At 58.6% G+C, this 17,337-nt stretch carries 14 protein-coding genes; 3 read left to right on the top strand and 11 right to left on the bottom strand.

Going from position 1 to position 17,337, the window contains the following annotated elements; all coding sequences use genetic code 11:
* Positions 1 to 444: 444 nt before the first annotated feature.
* The 9 genes from aceA to QOL84_RS02245 all read right to left on the bottom strand — a co-directional run bounded on the left by aceA (position 445) and on the right by QOL84_RS02245 (position 11,083).
* Entirely contained in the window at positions 445 to 1,770 is a 1,326-nt protein-coding gene (gene aceA, locus QOL84_RS02205) for an isocitrate lyase (RefSeq protein ID WP_008032724.1), read from the bottom strand.
* A 473-nt stretch (positions 1,771 to 2,243) separates the two neighbouring features.
* Positions 2,244 to 3,005 carry a secretin N-terminal domain-containing protein gene (locus QOL84_RS02210; protein WP_283435997.1) on the bottom strand — a complete coding sequence of 254 codons (762 nt, stop codon included), beginning with the start codon at positions 3,003 to 3,005 and terminating at the stop codon, positions 2,244 to 2,246.
* Positions 3,006 to 3,238: 233 nt separating this feature from the next.
* Positions 3,239 to 3,664 carry a GNAT family N-acetyltransferase gene (locus tag QOL84_RS02215; RefSeq protein WP_025108996.1) on the bottom strand — a complete coding sequence of 142 codons (426 nt, stop codon included), beginning with the start codon at positions 3,662 to 3,664 and terminating at the stop codon, positions 3,239 to 3,241.
* The gene (locus QOL84_RS02220) at positions 3,657 to 4,826 is read right to left on the bottom strand and encodes a ribosomal protein uL16 3-hydroxylase (protein WP_129394519.1); all 1,170 of its coding nucleotides are present in this window, start codon (positions 4,824 to 4,826) and stop codon (positions 3,657 to 3,659) included. The genes QOL84_RS02215 and QOL84_RS02220 overlap by 8 nt, the downstream gene beginning before the upstream one ends.
* Positions 4,827 to 4,912: 86 nt before the next feature.
* Positions 4,913 to 6,283 (bottom strand): adenylosuccinate lyase, encoded by a 1,371-nt coding sequence (gene purB / locus QOL84_RS02225; RefSeq protein ID WP_159813879.1) that lies wholly within the window; start codon positions 6,281 to 6,283, stop codon positions 4,913 to 4,915.
* Between the two features lie 126 nt (positions 6,284 to 6,409).
* Positions 6,410 to 7,033, bottom strand: coding sequence for a high frequency lysogenization protein HflD (hflD, locus tag QOL84_RS02230; RefSeq protein WP_038362633.1), 624 nt, complete (start codon positions 7,031 to 7,033; stop codon positions 6,410 to 6,412).
* On the bottom strand, positions 7,030 to 8,154 hold the full coding sequence (gene mnmA, locus QOL84_RS02235; RefSeq protein WP_129394517.1) for a tRNA 2-thiouridine(34) synthase MnmA: 1,125 nt from the start codon (positions 8,152 to 8,154) through the stop codon (positions 7,030 to 7,032). The genes hflD and mnmA overlap by 4 nt, the downstream gene beginning before the upstream one ends.
* 59 nt (positions 8,155 to 8,213) lie before the next feature.
* Positions 8,214 to 8,660, bottom strand: a complete 447-nt coding sequence (locus tag QOL84_RS02240; protein ID WP_283435998.1) for an NUDIX hydrolase — start codon at positions 8,658 to 8,660, stop codon at positions 8,214 to 8,216.
* A 197-nt stretch (positions 8,661 to 8,857) separates the two neighbouring features.
* Entirely contained in the window at positions 8,858 to 11,083 is a 2,226-nt protein-coding gene (locus QOL84_RS02245; protein WP_283435999.1) for an NADP-dependent isocitrate dehydrogenase, read from the bottom strand.
* A gap of 481 nt (positions 11,084 to 11,564) precedes the next feature.
* Here QOL84_RS02245 and icd point away from each other — a divergent pair, with 481 nt between their 5' ends.
* Entirely contained in the window at positions 11,565 to 12,821 is a 1,257-nt protein-coding gene (gene icd / locus QOL84_RS02250; protein WP_007920207.1) for an NADP-dependent isocitrate dehydrogenase, read from the top strand.
* An 81-nt stretch (positions 12,822 to 12,902) separates the two neighbouring features.
* Here the strand turns inward: icd and QOL84_RS02255 are convergent, their stop codons facing one another.
* Positions 12,903 to 13,214 (bottom strand): cold shock domain-containing protein, encoded by a 312-nt coding sequence (locus QOL84_RS02255; protein ID WP_129394513.1) that lies wholly within the window; start codon positions 13,212 to 13,214, stop codon positions 12,903 to 12,905.
* A gap of 224 nt (positions 13,215 to 13,438) precedes the next feature.
* Here QOL84_RS02255 and clpS point away from each other — a divergent pair, with 224 nt between their 5' ends.
* Together clpS and clpA are read left to right on the top strand one after the other, a co-directional pair.
* The gene (gene clpS, locus QOL84_RS02260) at positions 13,439 to 13,822 is read left to right on the top strand and encodes an ATP-dependent Clp protease adapter ClpS (protein WP_129394512.1); all 384 of its coding nucleotides are present in this window, start codon (positions 13,439 to 13,441) and stop codon (positions 13,820 to 13,822) included.
* Between the two features lie 30 nt (positions 13,823 to 13,852).
* Complete coding sequence (gene clpA / locus QOL84_RS02265) at positions 13,853 to 16,123, top strand: ATP-dependent Clp protease ATP-binding subunit ClpA (RefSeq protein ID WP_007920210.1); 2,271 nt, start codon at positions 13,853 to 13,855, stop codon at positions 16,121 to 16,123.
* A gap of 990 nt (positions 16,124 to 17,113) precedes the next feature.
* On the opposite strand, the gene infA is transcribed toward clpA, so the two are convergent.
* Positions 17,114 to 17,332: a translation initiation factor IF-1 gene (gene infA, locus QOL84_RS02270; RefSeq protein ID WP_002553999.1), complete on the bottom strand. Its 219-nt coding sequence runs from the start codon at positions 17,330 to 17,332 to the stop codon at positions 17,114 to 17,116.
* Between the last annotated feature and the right edge of the window lie 5 nt (positions 17,333 to 17,337).

Below are 17,337 nucleotides of genomic sequence, written 5' to 3' on the forward strand. Positions count from 1 at the left end.
AGGCGGTTTTCTGCGAATAATGTTTTGTAGGGAATGTAACGAACATAGTTGCGGCTAAATGATAATTGATATCGTTTGAGGTGGTTTTGTAACTGTTTAACGGGGTGCCAGTTGGGAAGTTGTCTTACTTGCACGTTACTGCAAGTAGCGACGGCGCCCGTTTTAGCCGATTTTTCTGATGCGTGTACCGCTCTGGATCAATGTTTTTGTCCGGGCGACGCCGATCCCTGTAGGAGTGAGCCTGCTCGCGATAGCGGTGGATCAGCTTGCACATGCGGAGACTGACCCAACGCTATCGCGAGCAGGCTCACTCCTACAGGGATTTGTGGTGTTCATCAAATCCTGGGCAAAAAAACGCCCCGAACCAGTCGGGGCGTCAGTTTTGCGGCTCTGCGGTTAGCTTTCTATCCGATCCGCAGGGGCCGTTTGCTCAGGCGAATCAGATCAGTGGAACTGTTCTTCTTCGGTCGAACCGGTCAGTGCGGTTACCGAGGACGAGCCACCTTGAATCACAGTGGTCATGTCGTCGAAGTAGCCGGTGCCCACTTCCTGCTGGTGAGCCACGAAGGTGTAACCCTTGGCGGCGTCAGCGAATTCCTGCTCTTGCAGCTTCACGTAGGCAGTCATGTCGTTGCGGGCGTAGTCGTGCGCCAGGTTGAACATGCTGTGCCACATGTTGTGAATGCCGGCCAGGGTGATGAACTGGTGCTTGTAACCCATGGCGGACAGTTCGCGCTGGAATTTGGCAATGGTCGCGTCGTCGAGGTTTTTCTTCCAGTTGAAGGAAGGCGAGCAGTTGTACGACAGCAGTTGGTCCGGGTATTCCTTTTTGATCGCTTCGGCGAAGCGACGAGCCTCGTCCAGATCCGGCTTGGCGGTTTCGCACCAGATCAGGTCGGCGTATGGCGCGTAAGCCAGGCCACGGGCAATGGCCTGGTCCAGACCGGCACGTACCTTGTAGAAACCTTCCTGAGTGCGCTCGCCAGTCACGAACGGCTGGTCGTACGGGTCGCAATCGGAGGTCAGCAGGTCAGCGGCGTTCGCGTCGGTACGGGCCAGAATGATGGTCGGGGTACCGGCAACGTCGGCAGCCAGACGTGCAGCGGTCAGCTTCTGTACGGCTTCCTGAGTTGGAACCAGTACTTTACCGCCCATGTGACCGCATTTTTTCACGGAAGCCAGTTGGTCTTCGAAGTGAACGCCGGCGGCGCCTGCTTCGATCATGCTCTTCATCAGCTCGTAGGCGTTCAGTACGCCACCGAAACCGGCTTCAGCGTCAGCCACGATCGGCGCGAAGTAGTCGATGTAGCCTTCGTCGCCCGGGCCTTTGCCGGCTTTCCATTGGATCTGGTCAGCACGACGGAACGAGTTGTTGATGCGCTTTACAACGGTTGGAACCGAATCCACCGGGTACAGCGACTGGTCCGGGTACATCGATTCGGCGGAGTTGTTGTCCGCAGCCACCTGCCAGCCCGACAGGTAGATCGCCTGGATGCCGGCTTTGACTTGTTGCACAGCCTGGCCGCCGGTCAGGGCGCCCATGCAGTTGACGAAATCTTTCTCAGGACGGAAGGACGGCTTGGCACCCTGGGTGACCAGGTTCCACAGCTTCTCGGCGCCCAGTTTTGCAAAAGTGTGCTCAGGTTGAACCGAGCCACGCAGGCGGACGACGTCAGCAGCGGAGTAAGCGCGTGTCACGCCTTTCCAGCGCGGGTTTTCAGCCCAGTCTTTTTCGAGGGCTGCAATTTGCTGTTCGCGTGTCAGTGCCATGGAGATAAACCTCGTCGCGTCTTTATGAAAAGTTGTTCTGCGGTGGAAAATTCCTGCGCTCGCTGACCAGAAGCTTAGGTGGTCAAGTCGGATTCGGCGGGGTAGGCGACGGGATGAACGATGGGCTCGAGGGGAAGTGAGCAGGTAGTGGCGGACTGCGGGCGCATTCGGGCGTCGTGGGCCTCTATACGTTCTACAGTGTGGAGCCGGGTTACCTAATTACGCTTCCGTCCCTCGGGACAACTTCGTTCCAGTCGGCAACCTCGTCAAACACACCTTGTGGGCGGTACAGACACGAAGCGGTTCGCGGGGTAGGTGCGAACATCGCTTCGAAGGCCCTTGCCAGGGCCTCTGATTAGCGGGAGCGAGGCCATCATGCCTTCGCTTTTTTGCCTCGTCAAACGTTTTGTAGTGCTTTTTTTCAGGCACTACATCTTTCGTCTAATACGACTAATCAGTCAGTTTTCGGTGCTTTAGTCCAGCGTGTCGACTTTGACCCGCAAGGTCATGTCATCCCGGCCTTGAGTCGAGTAGCTGCGGGCCAGGCCCTGTTTATCGGCCTGCGTCTGGCTGTTGACGCCGGCGAGAGTGATCCATTCACCGAGGCGCCCGCTGACCGTTGTGTCGGTGCTTTGCACGTTCACTACATCGGGACGTTCCTGGCTCATGCGGTCATGGTTGGTACTGATCGCCAGGTGAACGATGTCGCCGGTGACGCTGGCGGTGACATAGAAACCCTGGGTGACGTTGCGGTATTGAGTCTGGCTGCTGTAATCGCCGTAGGAATTGCTCTGGCTGCTGGTGATCGGCACGCTTTGCCCGACTTGAATCAGCGCCGGCATGCCTTCGCTGGCCTGAACCTGCTGGACGCCGCCTTCGCGGCTGGTGGTGCTGCGGCTGATGATGCGGGTCTGGTTCGGCTGAGCGCCGTTGACCGAATAACCTTCGTCGCCACGGCCATTGTTTTCATTGGTGTCGACGGTGATCAGCAAGCGCTTGGGCGCAGTGTCCAGTTGGATGATCAGCGCCTTGAGTTCCTGAATCTTGTCCGGCTCGGCTTTGATGATCAGTTGGTTGCCATAGGCGCTGACCTGACCGTCCTTGCCGAGGAAGTCTTGCGCCATCGGCAGCATGTCAGTGCTGGTGCGGTAATTGAGAGGCACGATTTCTGTGGCTGCCATCACCGAAAAACTGCAGCCGAGCAGCAGGGTGGTGAGCAGGGTGCGTAGGGACATGTCCGTTATCTCCGCTTTCGAAAGGCTTGATATTGCCAGTTTGTCGGCCTGGGGTGGGGCAAGTTGAATCGTAGACAGCAAAACGCCCCGGCATCGGAAGATGGCGGGGCGTGATCGTTCCCACGCTCGGCGTGGGAATGCAGCCAGTGACGCTCTGCGTCACATGCCGCAAGGGACGCGGAGCGTCCCAAGAGGCATTCCCACGCAGAGCGTGGGAACGATCAGGGCAGGGTTCAGGCCGAATGACGAACCATATCGACATGCGGAATCCCTGCTTCCAGGAACTCCTCACTGACCAGGCTGAAACCCAGGCGCTCGTAGAACGCCGTGGCCTGCACTTGCGCGCTGAGCATCTGCTGCTTCAGGCCGCGCGCTTCTGCTTCAGCGATAACCGCTTGCATCAGCGCATCACCGACCTTCATCCCGCGCCAGTCTTTCAGCACCGAAACCCGGCCGATGTGCCCATCCGGCAGCAGGCGTGCAGTGCCGATCGGAAAGTCGCCTTCAAACGCCAGGAAATGCACGGCGGTCGCGTCATCCGCGTCCCATTCAAGCTCGGGTGGCACCGATTGTTCGGCGATGAACACCGTTTCACGAATGCGCCGGATTTCGGCGATGTCCTTCTGCCAATCTGCGACACGTACGCGAATCTTATTCATCCGCGAACCCCAGGCTGCCTTGCTTGACCAGCTCGCACAGCAGGCCGCGACCGTCTTCGTCGTTCAGCCACTCACCGAGGTTATCGGTGTGCAGGGCGTCAGCGGCGCAGATCAGTTTCAGCAGCTCGCGCAGTTTGCCCGGCAGGTAACGGCTCTGGCCGCTGGCGAACAGCAGCAGGTCGTCATCGACTTCCGACCAGGCCAGGCGCGCGCTCGGGTTGCGGATCAAGATCGCGCCATCCTGCAGAGCGCTGAGGAAGTCTTCTTCTTCGACTTCTTCCGGGCCAACCACCAGCTCCGGATAGCGCGGCTCGGTCATGTACTGGCCGAACCAGGTCAGCAGCAGGCGCTCGTCGCTCATGTGTTCGGCGAGCAGGCTTTTCAGGCGGTCCAGCGCATCGTGCTGAATCTGATGCGGATCGGCTGCCGGTTGCGCGTCGGCATCGGTGTAGCGCTCTTCGTCAGTCAGGAACTGGCTGAGGAAGTCGGTGAAGTGGGTCAGCACTTCGGAAGCGCTCGGCGCACGGAAACCGACCGAGTAGGTCATGCAATTGTCGACCGCGACACCGCAGTGAGCCAGGCGCGGCGGCAGGTAGAGCATGTCGCCCGGTTCCAGCACCCACTCTTCGGTCTCGTGGAATTCAGCGAGGATGCGCAGATCGGCGTGTTGCAGCAGCGGGCTCTCGGAATCGCACATCTGGCCGATTTTCCAGTTGCGCTTGCCGTGGCCTTGCAGCAGGAACACGTCGTAGTTGTCGAAGTGCGGACCGACGCTGCCACCCGGGGCGGCGAAGCTGATCATCACGTCGTCGACGCGCCAGCTCGGCAGGAAGCGGAAGTTTTCCAGCAGCTCGCTGACTTCCGGGACGAATTGGTCAACCGCTTGTACCAGCAGGGTCCACTCTTTTTCTGGCAGTTTGCTGAACTCGTCTTCAGCGAACGGGCCGCGACGCAGTTCCCATGGGCGCTCGCCGTGCTCGATCACCAGACGCGATTCGACTTCTTCTTCCAGGGCCAGGCCGGCCAGTTCGTCGGCGTCGATCGGGCTTTCGAAGTCAGGAATTGCCTGACGGATCAACAGTGGCTTTTTCTGCCAGTAGTCGCGCAGGAATTCGCGCGCCGTGATGCCGCCCAGAAGTTGAAGAGGAATATCGGAATTCATATGTAACCTATTGAAAAAAAGCACTTTTCAGACGGGAATAAAAACGCCCGGCGCGGCCGGGCGTCTCAAACGGGTCAAACGGTCGATCAGATACGTTTGGCTTGCGCTACAGCGTTGCCGATGTAGTTGGCCGGGGTCAGTTGCTTGAGCTCGGCTTTCGCTTCGGCAGGCATGTCCAGACCATCGATGAAAGTCTGCAACGCTTCAGGGCTGATGCCCTTGCCGCGAGTCAGTTCTTTCAGCTTCTCGTACGGGTTTTCGATGTTGTAACGGCGCATCACGGTCTGGATCGGCTCAGCCAATACTTCCCAGCAAGCGTCGAGGTCGGCAGCAATCTTCTGAGCGTTCAGCTCAAGCTTGCTGATGCCTTTGAGGCTGGCTTCGTACGCGATAACGCTGTGGGCGAAGCCGACACCGAGGTTGCGCAGTACGGTGGAGTCGGTCAGGTCGCGCTGCCAGCGGGAGATTGGCAGTTTGCTCGCCAGGTGCTGGAACAGTGCGTTGGCGATGCCCAGATTGCCTTCGGAGTTTTCGAAGTCGATCGGGTTGACCTTGTGCGGCATGGTCGACGAACCGATTTCGCCAGCGATGGTGCGCTGCTTGAAATAACCCAGGGAGATGTAGCCCCAGATGTCGCGGTCGAAGTCGATCAGGATGGTGTTGAAGCGCGCGATCGCGTCGAACAGCTCGGCGATGTAGTCGTGCGGTTCGATCTGCGTGGTGTACGGGTTGAAGCCCAGGCCCAGCTCGTCTTCGATGAAGGCGCGGGCGTTGGCTTCCCAGTCGATCTGCGGGTAGGCCGACAGGTGTGCGTTGTAGTTGCCGACAGCGCCGTTGATCTTGCCCAGCAGCGGAACGGCAGCGACTTGAGCAATTTGACGCTCAAGACGGTAAACCACGTTCGCCAGCTCTTTGCCCAGAGTGGTCGGCGAGGCTGGTTGGCCGTGAGTGCGCGACAGCATCGGCACGTCAGCGAAACGGATCGCCAGTTCGCGGATGGCTTCGGCAGTCTGGCGCATCAGCGGCAGCATCACGTCGTCACGGCCTTCGCGCAGCATCAGGGCGTGGGACAGGTTGTTGATGTCTTCGCTGGTGCAGGCAAAGTGGATGAACTCGCTGACATTGGCCAGCTCCGGCAGCTTGGCCGCCTGCTCTTTGAGCAGGTATTCGATCGCCTTGACGTCGTGGTTGGTGGTGCGCTCGATCTCTTTGACGCGCTCGGCGTGCTCCAGCGAGAAGTTTTCAGCCAGTTCATTGAGAACGGCGTTGGCCTCGGCGGAGAAGGCTGGCACTTCAGGGATACCAGCGTGGGCGGCCAGACGCTGGAGCCAGCGCACTTCAACCAGAACACGGGCACGGATCAGGCCGTACTCGCTGAAAATCGGGCGCAGGGCCTGGGTTTTGCCGGCGTAGCGGCCGTCAACAGGGGAAACCGCAGTGAGCGAAGAAAGCTGCATGGGGTGTTCTCGGACAGTCGGGCAACGAAATGGGGCGCGTATCATACATGAAAAAATCCGCCGATCCGTTGCCAACTGACCGGCGTATTACGCGTTACAGACTACAAAGCTTTTATTGCGCGGCGTTTACTCGCTGCGCATCAACGGATACAGCTCTTTGAGCAGCTTGCGCCGGCTGATCACCAACTGCCAGCGATGGCCGCCGAGCTGCCGCCACAGGCGCGCCGAACGAATGCCGGCGAGGAGCAGGGCGCGAATTTTCGAGGCGTTGCTCGGTTGCTGCAGGTTGCGCATGTCGCCGTGCACCTGAATGCGTTGGCGCAGGGTACTCAGGGTGTCCTGATACAGAGCTCCGCAAGCCGCAACCACGTTTTCATGGGCCGGGCCGAAATGCTCGACCTGCGACTGAATCTGCGGCAGACGTTTGCCGATGGTGTCGAGCATGTCGTTGCGCTTGGCCAGTTGCCGCTCGAGGCCGAGCATCGACAGGGCGTAGCGCAGTGGCTCGCGCTGCAGAGTGCTCGGGTCGCGTTCCAGTGCCCCGATCAGCGCGCGGTAACCCTCGCGCAGATTGAGGTCATCGCCGCCATAGACGTCCAGCGTGTCTTTCGGGTCGCGCACCAGCAGGCTGCCGAGCATGCAGGTCAGGCCGGCTTCGCTGGTCTGCCCGGTCTTGGCGATCCGGTCGACCAGCACGGCGGCGAGAAATACCCCGCCGAGCGCCGTCAGTTGTTCCTGAGTCGGGCTCATGCCTGGCCGCTCCACGGCTCGGCGACTTCGATCACGCCGCCGCCGAGGCAGATTTCACCGTCATAGAACACCACGGACTGGCCCGGCGTCACCGCGCGTTGCGGCTCGTCGAACACAGCGCGGTAGCCGCTGGCGGTTTTTTCCAGAATGCAGGCCTGATCGCTCTGGCGATAGCGAACCTTGGCAGTGAGGCGCAGCGGCTGGCTCAGGTCGATCGGGTTGACCCAATAGATTTCCGAAGCGAGCAGGGCACCGGAGAACAACCACGGATGGTTGTTGCCTTGGCCGACGATCAGCTCGTTGGTGTCGAGATCCTTGCGCAGCACGTACCACGGCTCATCGCCAGCGTCTTTCAAACCGCCGATGCCGAGGCCCTGACGCTGGCCGATGGTGTGGTACATCAAACCGTGGTGACGGCCGATGACTTCGCCTTCGGTGGTTTTGATCTCGCCCGGTTGTGCCGGCAGGTATTGCTTGAGGAAGTCGCTGAAACGACGTTCGCCGATAAAGCAGATCCCGGTGGAATCCTTCTTCTTGGCGGTCGCCAGTTCGTATTTTTCGGCAATTTTGCGAACTTCGGGCTTTTCCAGTTCGCCGACCGGGAACAGGGTCTTGGCGATCTGTTCGCCGCCGACGGCGTGCAGGAAGTAGCTCTGATCCTTGTTCGGGTCGAGGCCTTTGAGCAGTTCGGTACGGCCGTCGATGTCACGGCGGCGCACGTAATGGCCGGTGGCGATCAGGTCGGCGCCGAGCATCATGGCGTAGTCGAGGAACGCCTTGAACTTGATTTCGCGGTTACACAGGATGTCCGGGTTCGGCGTGCGCCCGGCCTTGTATTCGGCCAGGAAGTGCTCGAACACGTTGTCCCAGTACTCGGCGGCAAAGTTGGCGGTGTGCAGCTTGATGCCGATTTTGTCGCAGACAGCCTGGGCATCCGCCAGGTCGTCCATGGCGGTGCAGTATTCCGTTCCGTCGTCTTCTTCCCAGTTCTTCATGAACAGGCCTTCCACCTCGTAACCCTGCTCGATCAGCAGGAGAGCGGAAACGGAAGAGTCCACGCCGCCGGACATGCCGACAATGACGCGCTTCTTGGATGTGTCAGAAGGGGCTGGATCACGCATAGGGATTCAATGAGTGTCTTGAAAAAGGACGCGATTCTATCAGGCTCACGGCCTCAAGGCTAAAGAGAAGGGCGGATCAGTTCGAGGCCGAAGTGATTGCCCGCCAGATAATCGTCGATGCAACGGATGATCAGCTCACTGCGCCAGTGGTCGCGCTGGGCGATTAATTCGTCGCGGGTCAGCCACTTGGCGCCGACGATGCCGTCGTCGAGCTGGTAATCCGGGTGATGTTTGACGGCTTTGGCGCTGAAACACACGCGCTGGTAGGTCACGCCGTTGCTCGGTGCGGTGTACAGGTAAATGCCGATGACGCCGGTGGGTTCGACGTCCCAGCCGGTTTCTTCGAGGGTTTCACGCACGGCAGCTTCGATCAGGGTTTCGTCCGGGTCGAGATGGCCGGCGGGTTGGTTGAGCACGTTACGCCCGGCCTTGTGTTCTTCGACCATCAGGAAACGACCGTTGTCCTCGACGATGGTGGCAACGGTGATGTGGGGGAGCCAATCCATAAAACCTTCCTCAATTCTGGGATTGAAATGCAATCCCTGTAGGAGTGAGCCTGCTCGCGATAGCGCAATGTCAGTCACCATAATTGTTGAATGGTATACCGCTATCGCGAGCAGGCTCACTCCTACAAGGGAATTGTGTGAGCTCTGGAAACACAAACCCCGGCACAGGGCCGGGGTTTGTTTACCGCGCTACAACCTTAAACCAGCGCAGCAATCGCCGCGTTGAGGGTTGCGCTTGGGCGCATGGCCTTGCTGATCAGCTCGGCATTGGCGTGGTAGTAACCGCCGATGTCGACTGGCTTGCCCTGAACGGCGTTGAGCTCGGCAACGATGGTTGCCTCGTTCTCGGTCAGGGTTTTTGCCAGCGTCGCGAACTGCGCTTGCAGTGCAGCGTCTTCAGTCTGGGCGGCCAAAGCCTGAGCCCAGTACATTGCCAGATAGAAGTGGCTGCCGCGGTTGTCGATGTTGCCGACTTTGCGGGATGGCGACTTGTTGTTGTCGAGGAACTGGCCAGTGGCCTGATCCAGAGTCTTCGACAGCACCAGTGCTTTCGGGTTGTTGTAGTTCACGCCCAAGTGCTCAAGGGACGCTGCCAGTGCGAGGAACTCGCCCAGCGAATCCCAGCGCAGGAAGTTCTCTTCAACCAGTTGCTGCACGTGCTTCGGAGCCGAACCGCCGGCGCCGGTTTCGAACAGGCCGCCGCCGTTCATCAGCGGCACGATCGACAGCATTTTGGCGCTGGTGCCCAGTTCCATGATCGGGAACAGGTCAGTCAGGTAGTCGCGCAGTACGTTGCCGGTCACCGAAATGGTGTCCTTGCCTTCGCGGGTGCGCTGCAGGGTGAACTTCATTGCGTCGACCGGCGCCATGATCTGGATGTCCAGACCGGCCGTGTCGTGATCCTTCAGGTACGCCTGAACTTTCTCGATCACTACGCCGTCGTGAGCGCGCATCGGGTCGAGCCAGAAGATCGCTGGCGTGCTGCTGGCGCGAGCACGGTTGACGGCCAGTTTGACCCAGTCCTGGATCGGCGCGTCTTTGGTCTGGCACATGCGGAAGATGTCGCCGGCTTCAACAGCCTGTTCCATCAGCAGGGTGCCTTTGCTGTCGGTCACGCGAACCACGCCGTCAGCCTTGATCTGGAAGGTCTTGTCGTGCGAGCCGTACTCTTCGGCTTTCTTCGCCATCAGGCCAACGTTTGGCACGCTGCCCATGGTGGTCGGGTCGAAAGCGCCATTGGCTTTGCAGTCTTCGATCACCGCCTGGTAGATGGTTGCGTAGCAACGATCCGGGATCACAGCCTTGGTGTCGTGCAGCTGACCGTCGGTGCCCCACATTTTGCCGGAGTCACGGATCATCGCTGGCATCGAGGCGTCGACGATAACGTCGCTCGGCACGTGCAGGTTGGTGATGCCTTTGTCGGAGTTGACCATCGCCAGCGATGGGCGAGCAGCATAGACCGCCGCCATGTCAGCTTCGATCTGCGCTTGCTGCTCGGCCGGCAGGGCCTTGATGCGCGCGTACAGATCGCCGATGCCGTTGTTCAGGTTGAAGCCGATCTCGGCCAGCACGGCTGCGTGCTTGGTCAGAGCGTCTTTATAGAACTCGGCAACGATCTGGCCGAACATGATCGGGTCGGAGACCTTCATCATGGTCGCTTTCAAGTGAACCGACAGCAACACGCCTTGGGCCTTGGCGCTGTCGATTTCAGCAGCGATGAACGCGCGCAGGGCGTTTTTGCTCATCACGGCGCAGTCGAGGATCTCGCCAGCCTGAACGGTGGTTTTTTCTTTCAGAACGGTCGCAGTGCCGTCTTTGGCGATCAGCTCGATCTTCACAGCGTCAGCGGCGTCGATCAGGGCAGCTTTTTCGCTGCCGTAGAAATCGCCGGTGCTCATGTGAGCGACGTGGGACTTGGAGTCTTTGGCCCAGGCGCCCATTTTGTGCGGGTGCTTGCGCGCGTAGTTCTTCACCGACAGCGGTGCACGACGGTCGGAGTTGCCTTCGCGCAGAACCGGGTTCACGGCGCTGCCCTTGATCTTGTCGTAACGCGCCTTGGCGTCTTTGTCGGCGTCGCTGGTTACGGTTTCCGGGTAGTCCGGCAGGTTGTAACCCTGAGCTTGCAGCTCTTTGATCGCGGCTTGCAGCTGTGGAACCGAAGCGCTGATGTTCGGCAGCTTGATGATGTTGGCTTCAGGCGTAACGGCCAGGTCGCCCAGTTCGGCGAGGTGGTCGGCAACGGCTTTGTCGCCCAGTTGCTCGGGGAAGCTTGCCAGGATGCGTGCTGCAAGAGAGATATCGCGGGTTTCCACGGCGATATCGGCCGAGGCGGTGTAAGCCTCGATGATCGGCAGCAGGGAATAGGTGGCGAGGGCAGGAGCTTCGTCGGTGAAGGTATAGATGATCTTCGAGCGGGTGGGCATATTCGGATTAACTCTCTCTTCTTTGCTAAAGCGTGCGCAGAAACTCGAGGGGCGCCGGGTAAGCGCGTTCGTTCAAAGTCATCCATGAACCGAATGTCGAGATTCTTCGCGGTGATGTTGGGTGCATCAGTAGAGCGTCAAGCAGTCAGGCTGCGGTAACAACCCGACCAATCAGGCGGAAAGTCTCGTACTAGAGAGGCCAGCCGTCGTGACCCTGTGGTCAGCGGGCGGCATTATACATAGGTAGCTGGCAATCTGCCGATGGTTCATATGCAACCAATCTCGTCCATTGGTCTAAAGGTCGCAGGGCAGGGTGGCGCGTAGAGTCGTTGCGAATGCTTGAGTTTGGCGCTTTTCCCTTTGCTTTCAGGCTTGTACGAAACGAGTTGTGCGATTGCCGGGAACAGAGGGTTTGCGTGTTGATTTAACTGGGTTACGCTCGAACCAAGCCAGATGTTCAATCCAAACAATGGAGTTCAGCATGGGTTACAAGAAGATTCAGGTTCCAGCCGTCGGCGACAAAATCACCGTCAATGCAGACCATTCTCTCAATGTTCCTGATAACCCGATCATCCCCTTCATCGAAGGTGACGGCATTGGTGTCGACATCAGCCCGGTGATGATCAAGGTTGTCGATGCTGCAGTTCAAAAGGCATACGGCGGTAAACGCAAGATTTCCTGGATGGAAGTCTACGCCGGGGAAAAAGCCACTCAGGTTTACGATCAGGACACCTGGCTGCCGCAGGAAACCCTCGACGCAGTCAAGGATTACGTGGTTTCCATCAAAGGCCCGCTGACCACGCCGGTCGGTGGCGGCATTCGTTCGCTGAACGTGGCCCTGCGTCAGCAACTCGACCTGTACGTCTGCCTGCGCCCGGTGCGCTGGTTCGAAGGCGTGCCGAGCCCGGTGAAAAAGCCTGGCGACGTCGACATGACCATCTTCCGCGAGAACTCCGAAGACATCTATGCCGGCATTGAGTGGAAGGCCGGTTCGCCGGAAGCCACCAAGGTCATCAAATTCCTTAAAGAAGAAATGGGCGTCACCAAGATCCGTTTCGACGAAAACTGCGGCATCGGTGTCAAGCCGGTTTCGCTGGAAGGCACCAAGCGCCTGGCACGCAAGGCCCTGCAATATGTGGTCGACAATGACCGCGATTCACTGACCATCGTGCACAAAGGCAACATCATGAAGTTCACCGAAGGTGCCTTCAAAGAGTGGGCCTACGAAGTGGCCGCCGAAGAATTCGGCGCGACCCTGCTCGACGGCGGCCCGTGGATGCAGTTCAAGAACCCGAAAACCGGCAAGAATGTTGTGGTCAAGGATGCCATCGCCGACGCCATGCTCCAGCAGATCCTGCTGCGCCCGGCCGAATACGATGTGATCGCCACCCTCAACCTGAACGGCGATTATCTTTCTGACGCCTTGGCCGCAGAAGTGGGCGGTATCGGTATCGCGCCGGGCGCCAACCTGTCCGATACCGTGGCCATGTTCGAAGCGACCCACGGTACCGCGCCGAAGTACGCCGGCAAGGATCAGGTCAACCCGGGTTCGCTGATTCTCTCGGCAGAAATGATGCTGCGCCACATGGGCTGGACGGAAGCGGCGGATCTGATCATCAAGGGCACCAACGGCGCGATCTCGGCCAAGACAGTGACCTATGACTTCGAACGTCTGATGGACGGCGCCAAACTGGTTTCCTCTTCAGGCTTCGGCGATGCGCTGATCTCGCACATGTAAAACGCAGGCACACAAAAACCGCCTGACTCGATGAATTGAGTCAGGCGGTTTTTTTATTGCCGGTATTCAGAGGTAAATCAGTCAGCTCATCGCTTTGGCAGTCGCGGCAGCGGCAGCAGCAGCGGCGCCGACAGCCGCGCCTTCAGCGGCACTGGATGGTTTCTCGATGACAGCATTGATGCCGACCGCATGCAGTCCTTTGGGGCCTTGAACAATATTGAAAACCACGGCTTGTCCTGCCTTGAGGGTTTTATACCCGTCCATTTCAATGGCGGAGTAATGGGCAAAGAAGTCGATCTCTTTCCCGTCCTCGTCGCGGCCTTCGCGGGCGTCGGTATTGATAAAGCCGAATCCCTTGGCATTGTTGAACCATTTCACCTTGCCGACAGCCATGCTCAAATCCCTCTGCAACAGACTCCATCGCTGGAGTATCATCCAAGTCATCCGCAATCTAATCCGTTAAAAGGATTGACTCCGCGGATCTTTTTTACCCACTGTGGGCTCTATTGGTTGTAACACCGTTTTCCCGATAGTCAAGGTGACCGGGCAGTCGGAGTTGAAAACGTGGACAACCGCCCCCACCACTGTATTTGCACAACTGACGAACCTTTCTTTCCATGCATGCAATCAGCCAGATTCGACTAACATTCAATCAGGATCGCCCGACTCTCCAAAAGGATCACCCGGAGGAACACGACGACGATTCGGCGGGCGTTGCTGTTCAGGAAGCAAAGCCTGCATTACAGGCGCCGCCGATGTACAAGGTGGTTTTGTTCAACGATGACTACACACCGATGGATTTCGTCGTCGAAGTGCTCGAGGTGTTTTTTAACCTGAATCGCGAGCTGGCGACCAAGGTCATGCTGGCCGTCCACACAGAAGGACGGGCAGTATGTGGAGTGTTTACCCGCGACATCGCCGAGACAAAGGCCATGCAGGTCAACCAGTACGCCAGGGAAAGCCAGCATCCGCTACTCTGTGAAATCGAGAAGGACGGTTAATCGCCGACCACTTGGGTATGAGGTGAAGCTATGTTAAACCGCGAGCTCGAAGTCACCCTCAATCTTGCCTTCAAGGAGGCTCGTTCGAAGCGTCATGAATTCATGACCGTCGAACACCTTTTGCTGGCCTTATTGGACAATGAGGCTGCCGCCACCGTTTTGCGTGCCTGCGGCGCGAACCTCGACAAACTCAAGCATGACCTGCAGGAGTTCATCGACTCCACCACGCCACTGATCCCCGTTCATGACGAAGATCGCGAAACCCAGCCAACCCTGGGCTTCCAGCGTGTACTGCAACGTGCTGTTTTCCACGTACAGAGCTCGGGCAAACGCGAAGTAACTGGCGCCAACGTGCTGGTTGCAATCTTCAGTGAGCAAGAGAGTCAGGCAGTGTTCCTGCTGAAACAGCAGAGCGTTGCGCGCATCGATGTCGTCAACTACATCGCTCACGGCATTTCCAAAGTGCCTGGGCATGGCGATCACTCTGAAGGTGAACAAGATATGCAGGACGACGAGGGCGGTGAGTCTTCTTCTTCAGGCAATCCTCTGGATGCTTATGCCAGCAACCTCAACGAACTCGCACGCCAGGGTCGCATCGATCCGCTGGTAGGCCGCGAATCGGAAGTCGAGCGTGTCGCGCAGATTCTCGCGCGTCGACGCAAGAACAATCCGCTGCTGGTCGGTGAAGCAGGCGTGGGTAAAACCGCGATTGCCGAAGGCCTGGCCAAGCGTATTGTCGACAACCAGGTGCCGGATCTGCTGGCCGGTAGCGTAGTTTATTCGCTTGATCTCGGTGCTCTGCTCGCGGGCACCAAGTATCGCGGTGATTTCGAGAAGCGCTTCAAAGCGCTGCTCAATGAACTGAAAAAACGTCCGCAAGCCATTCTCTTCATCGACGAGATCCACACCATTATTGGTGCGGGCGCTGCGTCGGGCGGGGTCATGGACGCTTCGAATCTGCTCAAGCCGCTGCTGTCGTCTGGCGACATTCGCTGCATCGGTTCGACCACGTTCCAGGAGTTTCGCGGAATCTTCGAGAAGGATCGTGCCCTGGCGCGTCGCTTCCAGAAGGTCGATGTCGTCGAGCCATCGGTGGAAGACACCATTGGTATCCTGCGCGGCCTGAAAGGGCGTTTCGAGCAGCACCACAACATCGAATACAGCGACGAAGCGCTGCGTGCCGCTGCTGAACTGGCATCGCGCTACATCAATGACCGGCACATGCCGGACAAGGCCATTGATGTGATTGACGAGGCGGGCGCCTATCAGCGTCTGCAACCGGTCGAGAAGCGCGCCAAGCGTATCGAAGTGCCGCACGTCGAAGACATCGTCGCGAAAATCGCGCGGATTCCGCCGAAGCACGTCACCAGTTCCGACAAGGAACTGCTGCGTAACCTGGAGCGAGACCTGAAGCTGACGGTGTTTGGACAGGACGCCGCGATCGATTCGCTGTCGACTGCAATCAAGCTGTCGCGTGCCGGGCTTAAATCGCCTGACAAGCCAGTCGGATCGTTCCTGTTCGCAGGGCCGACCGGTGTCGGTAAAACCGAAGCCGCGCGGCAACTGGCCAAGGCGTTGGGGATCGAGCTGGTACGTTTCGACATGTCCGAGTACATGGAGCGTCACACCGTATCGCGTCTGATCGGTGCGCCTCCGGGCTATGTCGGTTTCGATCAGGGCGGTCTGTTGACCGAAGCGATCACCAAGCAGCCGCACTGCGTATTGTTGCTCGATGAAATCGAGAAGGCGCATCCGGAAGTCTTCAACCTGCTGTTGCAGGTCATGGACCACGGTACGCTGACCGACAACAACGGGCGCAAGGCGGACTTCCGCAACGTGATCGTGATCATGACCACCAACGCCGGTGCCGAAACGGCGGCGCGTGCTTCGATCGGTTTCACCCATCAGGACCACTCGTCCGATGCGATGGAAGTGATCAAGAAGAGCTTCACGCCGGAATTCCGTAACCGTCTGGACACCATTATCCAGTTTGGTCGCCTCAGTCATGAGGTCATCAAAAGTGTGGTGGACAAGTTCCTTACCGAGCTTCAGGCGCAACTGGAAGACAAGCGTGTGTTGCTGGAGGTTACCGACGCGGCGCGCAGTTGGCTCGCGGCCGGTGGTTACGACTCGGCAATGGGCGCACGTCCAATGGCGCGTCTGATCCAGGACAAGATCAAGCGTCCGCTGGCAGAGGAAATTCTGTTTGGCGAGCTGGCCGAGCATGGCGGTGTGGTGCACATCGACATCAAGGATGGCGAGTTGACGTTTGACTTCGAGACCACCGCAGAGATGGCCTGATGGTTTTTGGCTGATGCTGTAAAGCTAAAGGCGCCTTCGGGTGCCTTTTTGCTTTTGGGTATATATCCGTTGCTGCGGCAACGGCTGCTTAGGGTTCCGCCCTTACGGCGGGTCACCTTTTCCAAACGCCGAAAAGGTAACCCAAAAGGCTTGCTCCTACGTTCGGCCCGCTCGCTGGAACTCGGGGTTCCTTCGCTGCGGGATCGATCCGGGCGCAGCGCCTACGGTTTGCTTCGCTGCACCTCCTCTCGCTGTGTTTGGCTGCGCCAAACGGTCGCTGCGCTCCCACCCCCGGATCAATCCCTCCACTCAGCCTTCCGACGTCGCCTTACAGATCAAAAGCTGCAGCCGAGCTAACGCTCATCCTGTTGAGTGGTGAGGGGTACAGCGTGGTCGGCTTTGGATTTGCGTTGGAGCTGCCCCTCATCGGAACGCCGCCCGCCCAGCCCTCTCCCGAGGGAGAGGGAGCCGATTTTTGGGCCTTTCAAAATCTGAGTTCAACGCGGTATCGCACGTCAGCGTACCTCTCCCAAACCACTCGGTCAGTCCCCTCTCCCTACGGGCGGTCCGACGTTTCGGGAGGGCTAGGGTGAGGGGCTATTGATCTGGCTTTTGATCTGGCTTTGGCTTTTGATTTTTTGCCCCATCGGCAGGCCGAGCGTAGGTGTCCATCCGGGGGTTAGGCGCGCAGCGCCGTGCGGCGCAGCCGCATTCATCGAGAGGAGGTGCAGCGAAGCAAACCGTAGGCGATGCCCCCGGATGGACATCGTAGCGAGGGAACACTGAGCCTCGGCGAAGTGCCGTACGCCGGGGCAAAGCCTTTTGGGTTACCTTTTCGGCGTTTGGAAAAGGTGACTCGCTGTAAGAGCGAAACCGCCAGCGGCAGCACCCGAAAAAACGGATATGCCCCCAACTCCAACTCCAAGCCTAACCCCCAAAACGCAGACACAAAAACGCCCGGCATAAACCGGGCGTTCTGTATTGACTTGATTAACGAGCGCGGTAAGTAATGCGCCCTTTGCTCAAGTCATAGGGCGTCAGCTCGACGCGCACTTTGTCACCGGTAAGAATACGAATGTAGTTCTTGCGCATCTTGCCGGAAATATGCGCGGTTACGACGTGCCCATTTTCCAACTCCACACGAAACATGGTGTTGGGCAGGGTGTCGACGACAGTGCCTTCCATTTCGAAGCTGTCTTCTTTCGACATGCAGT

Source organism: Pseudomonas helmanticensis (assembly GCF_900182985.1).
Lineage (GTDB): Bacteria > Pseudomonadota > Gammaproteobacteria > Pseudomonadales > Pseudomonadaceae > Aquipseudomonas > Aquipseudomonas helmanticensis.

Bases quoted from the DNA above. Each gene is read 5' to 3' on its own strand.
- purB (WP_159813879.1), bottom strand. From the start codon at position 6,283: ATGCAGCTTTCTTCGCTCACTGCGGTTTCCCCTGTTGACGGCCGCTAC.
- QOL84_RS02210 (WP_283435997.1), bottom strand. From the start codon at position 3,005: ATGTCCCTACGCACCCTGCTCACCACCCTGCTGCTCGGCTGCAGTTTT.
- clpS (WP_129394512.1), top strand. From the start codon at position 13,439: ATGCATGCAATCAGCCAGATTCGACTAACATTCAATCAGGATCGCCCG.
- QOL84_RS02245 (WP_283435999.1), bottom strand. From the start codon at position 11,083: ATGCCCACCCGCTCGAAGATCATCTATACCTTCACCGACGAAGCTCCT.
- clpA (WP_007920210.1), top strand. From the start codon at position 13,853: ATGTTAAACCGCGAGCTCGAAGTCACCCTCAATCTTGCCTTCAAGGAG.
- QOL84_RS02255 (WP_129394513.1), bottom strand. From the start codon at position 13,214: ATGGCTGTCGGCAAGGTGAAATGGTTCAACAATGCCAAGGGATTCGGC.
- QOL84_RS02215 (WP_025108996.1), bottom strand. From the start codon at position 3,664: ATGAATAAGATTCGCGTACGTGTCGCAGATTGGCAGAAGGACATCGCC.
- hflD (WP_038362633.1), bottom strand. From the start codon at position 7,033: ATGAGCCCGACTCAGGAACAACTGACGGCGCTCGGCGGGGTATTTCTC.
- QOL84_RS02220 (WP_129394519.1), bottom strand. From the start codon at position 4,826: ATGAATTCCGATATTCCTCTTCAACTTCTGGGCGGCATCACGGCGCGC.
- QOL84_RS02240 (WP_283435998.1), bottom strand. From the start codon at position 8,660: ATGGATTGGCTCCCCCACATCACCGTTGCCACCATCGTCGAGGACAAC.
- aceA (WP_008032724.1), bottom strand. From the start codon at position 1,770: ATGGCACTGACACGCGAACAGCAAATTGCAGCCCTCGAAAAAGACTGG.
- infA (WP_002553999.1), bottom strand. From the start codon at position 17,332: ATGTCGAAAGAAGACAGCTTCGAAATGGAAGGCACTGTCGTCGACACC.
- icd (WP_007920207.1), top strand. From the start codon at position 11,565: ATGGGTTACAAGAAGATTCAGGTTCCAGCCGTCGGCGACAAAATCACC.
- mnmA (WP_129394517.1), bottom strand. From the start codon at position 8,154: ATGCGTGATCCAGCCCCTTCTGACACATCCAAGAAGCGCGTCATTGTC.